Source organism: Nocardia sp. NPDC003345 (assembly GCF_053589395.1).
Genome location: NZ_JBSFRU010000041.1, coordinates 20,553 through 29,791, shown reverse-complemented (window position 1 = coordinate 29,791; position 9,239 = coordinate 20,553). Strand labels below are relative to the sequence as shown.

Here is a 9,239-nt window from a genome sequence, read left to right as displayed (position 1 = left end):
CACACGTTTCCCGCTCGGCACCGCCGACGACACCTTCCTCGACACCGCCGCGCACCGCTACACCCACGTCGTCGATATCGCGGCGCCCACCGATGAGGTCTGGGACACCCTCACCGCCGACGATGCCCTCGTCTCGTGGTCGCCGGTGATCACCGCCGCCCGCTGGACCTCGGCCCGGCCCTTCGGGATCGGTACCACCCGCGAGGTCACCCTCGGTGGCCTCCTGCGGCTCGACGAGCGGTTCTACCGCTGGGACGAGGGCACGCGGATGACCTTCACCGTCGACGCCGCCTCGGTACCGGGCCTGCGCCGCTTCGCCGAGGACCTCACCCTGCTCCCCCTCGCCATCGGCACCCGGCTGGTCTGGACCTTCGCGCTCGAAGGCAACCCGGTACTGCGGCCGGTGCTCGCCGCCGCGAGCCCGGTCAACCGGTTCGTCACCCAGTCCATCGCCCGGGGCACCACCCGCGGGGTCCGCGCCGCGTCCGCCGGAGCCCGGCGATGAGCGCCGCGCGGCACCACGGCATCGTCGTCCTCGGTGCCGGGTTCGGCGGTATCGGCCTGGCGATAGCCCTGCGCCGCGCCGGATTCGACGATCTCGTGGTGCTCGAACGAGCCGCGGACCTCGGCGGTACCTGGCAGGCCAACACCTATCCCGGCGCCGCCTGCGATGTACCGTCGCATCTGTACAGCTACTCCTTCGCGCCGAACCCGGACTGGTCGCGGACCTACGGCAAACAGCGCGAAATCCTCGAATACCTCCGCGGCGTCGCGGTCGAACACGATGTCGTCCGCGATATCCGGCTCAACACCGAACTACTGGAAGCACGCTGGGACGAGGACACCGCGCGCTGGCATATCGAGACCTCGCAGGGCGCGTTCACCGCCGACTACTTCATCTCCGCGGCCGGTATCTTCGCCGAGGCGAAATATCCCGACCTGCCCGGTATCGGCGATTTCGAGGGCACCACCTTCCACTCCCTGCACTGGGACCACGATCACGACCTCACCGGTGAGCGGGTCGCGGTGATCGGCACCGGCGCGTCGGCGGTGCAGTTCATCCCGGAAATCGCGCCCAAGGTCGCCGCGCTCACCGTTTTCCAGCGCTCCGCGCCCTGGATCGTGCCCCGGATGGACCGCGAAACCCTCGGCATCGAGCGCAGCCTGCTGCGCCGGCTGCCGCTCGCGCAGAAAGCGCTGCGCGGGACCTGGTACACGCTGATCGAGGGCTTCGGCCTGGTCGGGTTCGTCGACAACCGGTTCCGCCATCCCTACGAACTCCTCGGCCGGTTCCAGCTGCGGCGCCAGATCCGCGACCCGCGGGTCCGGCGGCAGGCGACCCCCGACTACATCATCGGCTGTAAACGCGCGATCTTCTCCGATGCCTATCTCCCGGCCCTGGACCGCGACAATGTCGAGGTCGTCACCGACGGGATCGCCGAGATCCGGGCGCATTCCATCGTCACCCGCGCCGGCGCGGAGATCCCGGTCGACACGATCGTCTACGGCACCGGCTTCACCCCGATCCCGAGCGCGTTCGAGCGGATCGTCGGCCGGGACGAGGTCACGATCGCCGACCTCTACCACGACCATCCGCAGGCCTATCTCGGGACCGCGATCGCGGGATTCCCGAACTTCTTCTGCACCCTGGGCCCGTTCGGCGCGGCCGGGAACCAGTCGGCGATCTTCATGCTGGAATCCCAGATCACCTACATCGTGGACGCCCTGACCACCCTGCGCGACGAAGGCGCCCGCCGCGTCGAGGTCCGCCGTGACACCCAGGACGCGTTCATCGACGAAATGGCGCGCCGCAGTGCGGACACGGTCTGGCTCACCGGCGGCTGCCAGAGCTACTACACCACCCCCGACGGCGGTAATGCCGGCCTGTATCCCAACTGGAGTTTCGAATACCGCAGGCGGACCCGGCGGTTCGATGCCGACTCCTACGAGGTGACCCGATGACTCCGAAACTGCCCGACCCCTTCGGCCTGCTCTCCCCGGTCACCTACGACGTTCAGGGCAAGGTCGCGCTGGTGACCGGCGCCGCCCAGGGCATCGGACTCGAACTCGTCACCCTCCTGCACCGGCGCGGCGCCGTGGTCGTGGTCGTCGATATCGACGAGACCGCGGCCCGGCGTACCGCCGGTGAGCTCGGTGACCGCGCCCACGGGATCGGCGCCGATGTCGCCGACCGGGCGCGCATGGAAGAGGTCGTGGCAGAGGTGGCCGAGCGATTCGGCGGGCTCGATATCGTGGTCGCCAATGCCGGGGTGACCCCGGTGCCCGCGACGATCCGCACCATGGAACCCGAGGATTTCGACCGGGTGGTGCGGATCAACCTCACCGGCGTGTTCAACACCGTGCATCCCGCCCTCGACCAGATCGTGCGCAGCAAGGGGCATGTGGTCGTGGTGTCCTCGTGCGCCGCCTTCGCCCCGGGTATGGGTGGTTCGCCGTACATGATGAGCAAGGCGGCCGTGGAGCAGTTCGGCCGCGCGCTCCGGGTGGAGCTCGCCGCCTCCGGCGCCACCGCGGGTATCGCCTATTTCGGCCTGGTCGAGACCTCGATGACCCACGAGATGCTCGACGCCGACGAACTCGGCCGCCGGATCAACGAGTTGCTGCCGTGGCCGCTGAACGTCCGGATCACCGCGGCCGCCGCCGCCCGCACCATCGCCGACGGTATCGGCCGCCGCGCGCCCCGCACCATCGCGCCGAGCGGATGGCGGCCCTACGCGCTGCTGCGCGGGGTCGTCAATACGGTGCTGGACAGCCGGCTCGCCGCCGATTCGACGGTGCAGGAACTGGTCCGGGCGATCGAGAAGCGGCGATGAGCACCGGTCCGGCGCGCGGCTCGTGGCAGTCGCGCACCGTCCGGCGGATTTCCGCGCTCACCGCCCGGCGGCTGGCCGCCGTCGCCCCGGTGAACGCCTACACCCTGCCCACCGCACGTGCCGTGATCGATCGCGCCCTGCGCGCCGCCGCGCCCACCCTGCGCGGCACCTCGATCGACACGGTCCGCAGCGGTACGGTCCGCGGGGAATGGGTGCGCGGCCCCCGGGCCGATCGCGACGACGCGGTCGTGCTCTACATCCACGGCGGTGGTTTCGTCGCCGGTTCGGCGGCCGGTTACCGCGGGGTGGCCTCCCGGCTGTCCACCGCGACCCGGCTGCCGGTGTTCACGCTCGACTACCGGCTCGCCCCCGAACACCGGTTCCCGGCGGCGCCGCAGGATGTCGCCGAGGCGTACCGGTGGCTCCTCGGCCACGGCCACCGGCGGGTGATCGTCGCGGGTGATTCGGCCGGCGGTTTCCTGGCCGCGGATTTCGCCATCGGCCGGGCCGGCGCGGGCGCACCGGCGCCGGCGGCCGTCGTACTGTTCTCGCCGCTCACCGATCTGACGCTGGCGCTGGCCCGCACCTACGAACACGCCCGTGCCGACGGCCTGCTGTCGGCACGGCTGTCACGGCGCGCGGTCGCGCATTTCACCACCGACCCGCTCGATCTCCGGCCGGTCCGGGGTACGGCGTTACCGCCGGCCCTGATCCACGCCTCCGATACCGAATTCTTCGGCGGCGACGCGGTGGCCCTCGCCGAACGCTGGTCCGCCGCCGGCGCGCACTGCGAACTGCGGGTCTGGCGTGACCAGATGCACGCGTTCCAGGTCATGCCCGCGCTCGTGCCCGAATCGCGATTCTCCTACCGGGCCACCGCTCGTTTCGTCTCCACGGTCCTCGACTCCACCGCAGCCGCGGTCTGATCCGGAAGTAACCTCCGTGAGCACAGCACGTTTCACCACCCTGCCCGCCGCGTTCCAGCACATCGCCGCGCTCGCCCCCGATGCGATCGCCCTGCGCACACCGGGCAGCGCCCAGACCCTCACCTGGGGCGAATACGCCGAGCAGGTGCGCGAATACGCGGGCGGCCTGGCCGGGCTCGGTGTCCGCCGCGGCGACACCGTGGCACTGATGATGTCCAACCGGATCGAGTTCTATCCACTGGAGGTGGCCGCGCAGCATCTGGGCGCGACCTCGTTCTCGGTGTACAACACCCTCGCCGACGATCAGCTCGCCCACGTGCTCGGCAATGCCGGGCCCCGCGTGGTGATCTGCGAGGCGCGCTACGTCGGCCGCCTGCGGGCCTGCGGCGCGGATATCGATCACCTGGTGTGTATCGACGACGCCCCGGACGGCACCTGGTCCACCGAGGAGCTCATCGCCTCGGCCCGCATCGATTTCGATTTCGACGCCGCCTGGCGGGCGGTGCGCGGCGACGATATCGCCACCCTGATCTACACCTCGGGAACCACCGGCGCGCCCAAGGGCGTCGAAACCACCCACGCCAACCTGCTGTTCCAGATCTACGGGATCGCCGAGGTCCTGGGTATCGAATTCGGCGACACCATCACCTCGTTCATGCCGAGCGCCCATATCGCCGACCGGCTCACCGCCCTCTACGTCCAGGAAGTGCTCGGCACCCAGGTGACCTGCGTGGACGATCCCAAGAACATCGGCGCCGCCCTGGCCGATCTACGGCCCACGATCTGGGGCGCGGTACCGCGGGTGTGGGAGAAGCTGCGCGCCGGTATCGAATTCAAGGTCGCCGCCGAACCCGACGAGCAGCGGCGCGCCGCCCTGCAGTGGGCGCTGTCGGTGGCCGCCGCCCGGGGCGAGCGGTTGCTGTCCGGGCAACCGGCTTCCGGCGAGCACGACGCCGAATGGCAGCGCGCCGACGAACTCGTCCTGCGTGGGCTGCGGGCGGCACTCGGGCTGGACCGGGTGCGCTGGGCGATGTCGGGCGCGGCCCCGATTCCGCCCGCGACCCTGGGTTTCTTCGCGGGTCTCGGGGTGCCGATCACCGAGATCTGGGGGATGTCCGAACTGTCCTGCATCTGCAGTGTCAGCCACCCCCGCGACGTCCGGCTGGGCACGGTCGGGCGGTTGCTGCCCGGTATGGAGTCCCGGTTCGGCCCCGACGGCGAACTCCAGGTCCGCGGCCCGCTGGTGATGAAGGGGTACCGGGGTCAACCGGACAAGACCGCCGAGACGGTCGACGGGCAGGGCTGGCTGCACACCGGCGATATCGTTACCACCGACGACGACGGCTACCTGCGCGTGGTGGATCGCAAGAAGGAGATCATCATCAACGCGTCGGGCAAGAACATGTCGCCCACCCATATCGAGAACACGATCAAGGCCGCGACTCCGCTGATCGGTGCCATGGCGGTGATCGGCGAGGGCCGCGCCTACAACACCGCGCTCATCGTGCTCGATGCCGAATCCACCGGGCCGTACGCCCGGCAGCACGGGCTGGCCGACGCGTCCGCCGCCGCCCTGGCCGCCGAACCGTCCGTGGTGGCGGCGATCTCGGCCGGGGTGGCCGCCGGCAATTCCCGGCTGGCCCGGGTGGAACAGATCAAACGGTTCGTGATTCTGCCGGTGTTCTGGGAGGCGGGCGGCGACGAGGTCACTCTCACCATGAAACTCAAACGAGCTGTCATCGCCCGGAAGTACGCGGACCGGATCGAGGAGCTGTATGGCGACCGGCCGCCCGCGGACGTGCGCGAACCCGCCACCGACACCGCCGGCGCGCACTGAACGGGCCCGGCCGCGCGGAGGTTCGATCCCGGCGCCGTCACGGCGTCCGGATCGACCACCGCGTCGCCGGCAACGGTTCCCGCCCGGCCTAGACCTCGAGTTCTTCTTCGATCCCGCGCAGCCGGTGCCGGGCCAGTGCGAGGTTGGCCCGGCCGCGGTCGAGAGCCAGGTACAGGAACAGGCCCTTGGACTTGCGCCCGGTCATCGGCCGGATGATGTGGTACTGGGCACTCAGGGTGATGAGGATGTCCTCGATATCCTCCTGCAGGCCAAGTTGTTCGATGGTGCGCAGTTTCGCCCGGACCACCTCGGTGTTCCCGGCCGCCGCGACATGCAGATCGAGCGCTTTCGAGCTACCCGCCATCCCCAGCGCCATCCCGCTGTTCCAGTCCACGACGGCGGCGCCGATCGAACCGTCGATCGACATCATGTCCTTGAGCGCCAAATCCAGATCTGACATAGGTCGTTCCTCTCGCTGTTCTCTTCGAGGCCCCCACGGGCCTAGTTCCTCGAATTCGTGGTTCCGGGCGGCCGGGAGATGGCCGCCAGATGCTCGGCGACGGCGCGCGCCACCGGCCGGCATTCCAGATGCAACCGGCCGATATTGACCTCCGGCGCGGCGAGTACCGTCAATGCCGCCCACCCGGCGGCGTAGATCACGACATGTCCGGCGGTACCGTCCACCACCACCGCCTGGAACACGCCGCCGTGCGCGGTTCCGGCGAGCCGATCCGACAGCGACAGTTGCGCCGCGGCCAGCGCGGCCATGCCGGTCGGTTCGATATGCACGGGTAGGTCGTGGGAGACCAGCAGGCCGTCGCTGGAGGCAACCAGCGAACCGGTGAGCCCGGGTACGCGTTCCCGCAGACCCTGTAGCTCCGTGAGCACCACCGTGTGCGGATCCGGTCCGGTCATCGGCACCTTGGTCAGCCTCCCCATCAGTTCTCCGAACAAGTTCTTTCGCGCCGTCACGCGAGATCCTCCAACGCTGCCCGCAGGCGGACGAGCAGGTCGCGGTCCACCGGCTCCCAGTCGTCGGCCTCGGGTACCGGTGTGGTCTGGCGGACTCGCCGCCGCAGCGGCGGTTCGCCCGGTTCCGGACCGGTGAGCGGCCGCGAGGCGGCCGGGCCGGCGATTGCCGCCGGTGCGTCCGGCCCGCCGGCCGGAGGTTCGATCAGTCCCGCCTCGGTGAGTTCCCGGACCGCCTCCAGGCAGCCGTAGGCCGTGCGGCCCAGTTCCCGCGCGATACCGGTGACGCTGCGGCGGGCGTCGGCCGCCGCCAGGACCTCGGCCTGGCTTCCGGTGAGCATTACCCGGCGCCGGCGGACCCGGCGGACCGGCACCACCACGGCCCGGTCCACCAGTTCCGCCGGCCACGGCCCGGACTCCGGATCACCACGTCTGGTGCATTCGTGCACCAGCGCCCGTGGCCGGATATGGCAGACCGATGACAGCCAATGTGCCGGCGCCGGCCGGAATTCCGGGACTCCCGGCGCCGACAGCAGGAAATAGGCGGCGTCGAAGACCGACAGCAACGCCAGGGTTTCGAGCATCGGCCGTCCCAGGACGGGGCTCGGATCACCGGCGCCCGCGCGCTGCCAATCCTCGGCGGTGGCCACGCCCGCCTCGACGACCAGGCGGTCGAGACCGGTGGTCCGGCGGCAGGCCGCGGAGGCGATGGAACCCCCGGCCAGGTGGAATACGCCGTCGCCCGCGTGCAGGATGCCGGTGCTCCCCTCGTCTTCCAGCCGCCGGAGCTCCTGCGCGAGTTCAACGCCCATGACCGGCCTCGGTCAGTTCGGCGAGAATGCCGCGTAACCGGAATCGCGCCATCGCCAGGTTCCCGTTGTCCCCGTCGAACAGCACGTGGACGAAGAGGCGGCCGTCGAAATCCCCGTCGACGAGGTTCAGCAGGTGATAGCCGCCGGTGCCGCTGACGATGATCTCGGTGATGTCGTCATCGCTGTCCCCCGTGGCCAGCGCCGGACAGGCGAGCACCGCCCGCACCACATCGGTGGTGGCCGCCGCGTCCTCGTGCTGATCGACCAGTTCGTGCCGCCCCGCCCCGGCCACCGCCAGCCCACTCGCACCGTCCACCAGTGTCACACTTCGAGCCCCCGGGATGTCCATGATGCGTTCCAGACATCCATCGATTCCGATCACTGTGCCTCTACTCGTCCCATGAGCGTTTCAGATTTCAGAGACACTACACATTGGTGCCGGTGAGCGCCGGTCGAATGGAAGTCGCAAATGAGTACCCGACCGCGCGTCGCGAGAAACACGCCAGACGACAACAGATTTGCCGATCAGGGGGCTCGACCTCGCACCCTGCGGCACCGGCCGACGGCGCGAATACGACGCCGGAAACCCGCCTTTCGCGCGCCCCGCCCTACGGGCCCGGTCCCCCGGTTCGGTCGCGCCCCAGATACTCCGTGAGTTCGGCCGCTGCCGCCCGCCCCGCCCGGTTCGCGCCGACGGTACTGGCCGAGGGCCCGTAACCGATCAGGTGGATCCGCGGATCCGCCGCCACCCTCGTCGCGAGCCGGCCGTCCATCGTGATCCCGCCGCCCGGGCCACGCAACCGTAACGGCGCCAGATGGTCCAGCGCGCTACGGAAACCGGTCGCCCACAGGATCACCTGGGCGGACCGGAAACTACCGTCGGCCCAGCGCACCCCGCCGGGTTCTATCCGCTCGAACATGGGCAGCCGCCGCAGGACGCCGCGATCCCGGGCCGCGCGCAGCCGGTCGTCCAGCGGCAGCCCGGTCACCGACACCACCGACCCGGGTGGCAGCCCGCGCCGCACCCGGTCCTCCACCATCGCCACGGCACGCCGGCCCGCGTCCGCGCCGAACGGCGTCTTCCGGAAGACCGGCTCCGACCGGGTAACCCACGTGGTGGTGGTGACCCGGGATATCTCGTCGAGCAGTTGTACCGCCGAGATACCGCCGCCGACCACCACCACATGCTGTCCGGTGAACTCCTCCGGTCCCCGGTAGTCCCGGGTGTGCAGCAGGCGTCCGGCGAAGGTCTCGGCGCCGGGATAGTGGGGGATGAACGGATGCTCCCAGGTCCCGGTGGCGTTGATCAGGCCGCGGACCCGGATCGTGCCCGCGGTATCGGTTTCGGCGTGCAGCAGTCCGTCGCGTTCGGCGCGATCGCAGACGACCCGCACCGTCACGGGCCGGCGTACCCGCAACTCGAACCGCCGCTCGTATCGCCCGTAGTAGTAGGGCACGGCGGTCGCCGCCGGTACCTCGGCGGCGGGCGTGGTGGCGGGTGGCAGGTTCTCCGCGAACGACATCCCCGGCAGATCGTGTACGCGGTTCACCGTGCTCAGCGTCAGCGAGGGCCAGCGGAACTGCCAGGCCCCGCCGGGGCCCGGGGCGTGATCGACGATGAGGAAATCGGTGCCCGGCACCAGGCCGCGCCGCCGGAGGTGGTAACCGGCGGACAGGCCGGCCTGCCCGGCGCCGATCACCAGGATCGTATGGTCGGGCGCCGCCGGGTTCGCTGCCTCGGTAGCCACGGGAGCCGATGCTAACCGGACGCCGCACGGCACCCGCCGGCCAACACCCGTCAACAGCGAAAACGGCTTGGGCACAAGCTATTCCACGACGCTACCGTCCGGCCCCATTCAAG

Annotated in this window: 10 protein-coding genes; 5 read left to right on the top strand and 5 right to left on the bottom strand. The window is 70.2% G+C overall.

What is annotated here, in order from left to right; genetic code table 11:
• The 5 genes from ACWDU1_RS07850 to fadD11 all read left to right on the top strand — a co-directional run.
• On the top strand, nucleotides 1-505 hold a 505-nt coding region (locus ACWDU1_RS07850; protein ID WP_449996560.1), incomplete at its 5' end, for an SRPBCC family protein.
• The gene (locus ACWDU1_RS07845; RefSeq protein ID WP_449996558.1) at nucleotides 502-1,962 is read left to right on the top strand and encodes a flavin-containing monooxygenase; all 1,461 of its coding nucleotides are present in this window, start codon (nucleotides 502-504) and stop codon (nucleotides 1,960-1,962) included. The genes ACWDU1_RS07850 and ACWDU1_RS07845, both read left to right, overlap by 4 nt.
• Nucleotides 1,959-2,834, top strand: a complete 876-nt coding sequence (locus ACWDU1_RS07840; protein WP_449996556.1) for a short-chain dehydrogenase/reductase — start codon at nucleotides 1,959-1,961, stop codon at nucleotides 2,832-2,834. The genes ACWDU1_RS07845 and ACWDU1_RS07840 overlap by 4 nt, the downstream gene beginning before the upstream one ends.
• Nucleotides 2,831-3,760, top strand: coding sequence for an alpha/beta hydrolase (locus ACWDU1_RS07835; protein WP_449996554.1), 930 nt, complete (start codon nucleotides 2,831-2,833; stop codon nucleotides 3,758-3,760). Before ACWDU1_RS07840 ends, ACWDU1_RS07835 begins: the two co-directional genes overlap by 4 nt.
• A gap of 16 nt (nucleotides 3,761-3,776) precedes the next feature.
• Nucleotides 3,777-5,597, top strand: a complete 1,821-nt coding sequence (gene fadD11, locus ACWDU1_RS07830) for a fatty acid--CoA ligase FadD11 (RefSeq protein WP_449996552.1) — start codon at nucleotides 3,777-3,779, stop codon at nucleotides 5,595-5,597.
• Between the two features lie 88 nt (nucleotides 5,598-5,685).
• Here the strand turns inward: fadD11 and ACWDU1_RS07825 are convergent, their stop codons facing one another.
• The 5 genes from ACWDU1_RS07825 to ACWDU1_RS07805 all read right to left on the bottom strand — a co-directional run bounded on the left by ACWDU1_RS07825 (nucleotide 5,686) and on the right by ACWDU1_RS07805 (nucleotide 9,126).
• Entirely contained in the window at nucleotides 5,686-6,057 is a 372-nt protein-coding gene (locus ACWDU1_RS07825) for a hypothetical protein (protein WP_449996550.1), read from the bottom strand.
• Nucleotides 6,058-6,098: 41 nt separating this feature from the next.
• Nucleotides 6,099-6,569 carry a roadblock/LC7 domain-containing protein gene (locus tag ACWDU1_RS07820; protein WP_449996548.1) on the bottom strand — a complete coding sequence of 157 codons (471 nt, stop codon included), beginning with the start codon at nucleotides 6,567-6,569 and terminating at the stop codon, nucleotides 6,099-6,101.
• Nucleotides 6,566-7,378: a hypothetical protein gene (locus ACWDU1_RS07815; RefSeq protein WP_449996546.1), complete on the bottom strand. Its 813-nt coding sequence runs from the start codon at nucleotides 7,376-7,378 to the stop codon at nucleotides 6,566-6,568. Before ACWDU1_RS07815 ends, ACWDU1_RS07820 begins: the two co-directional genes overlap by 4 nt.
• The gene (locus ACWDU1_RS07810; protein ID WP_449996544.1) at nucleotides 7,368-7,760 is read right to left on the bottom strand and encodes a hypothetical protein; all 393 of its coding nucleotides are present in this window, start codon (nucleotides 7,758-7,760) and stop codon (nucleotides 7,368-7,370) included. The genes ACWDU1_RS07815 and ACWDU1_RS07810 overlap by 11 nt, the downstream gene beginning before the upstream one ends.
• 226 nt (nucleotides 7,761-7,986) lie before the next feature.
• Complete coding sequence (locus tag ACWDU1_RS07805) at nucleotides 7,987-9,126, bottom strand: flavin-containing monooxygenase (RefSeq protein WP_449996542.1); 1,140 nt, start codon at nucleotides 9,124-9,126, stop codon at nucleotides 7,987-7,989.
• Nucleotides 9,127-9,239 lie beyond the last annotated feature (113 nt).

Coding starts and splice junctions, on each gene's coding strand:
- ACWDU1_RS07835 (WP_449996554.1), top strand. CDS start 2,831: ATGAGCACCGGTCCGGCGCGCGGCTCGTGGCAGTCGCGCACCGTCCGG.
- ACWDU1_RS07815 (WP_449996546.1), bottom strand. CDS start 7,378: ATGGGCGTTGAACTCGCGCAGGAGCTCCGGCGGCTGGAAGACGAGGGG.
- ACWDU1_RS07845 (WP_449996558.1), top strand. CDS start 502: ATGAGCGCCGCGCGGCACCACGGCATCGTCGTCCTCGGTGCCGGGTTC.
- ACWDU1_RS07825 (WP_449996550.1), bottom strand. CDS start 6,057: ATGTCAGATCTGGATTTGGCGCTCAAGGACATGATGTCGATCGACGGT.
- ACWDU1_RS07840 (WP_449996556.1), top strand. CDS start 1,959: ATGACTCCGAAACTGCCCGACCCCTTCGGCCTGCTCTCCCCGGTCACC.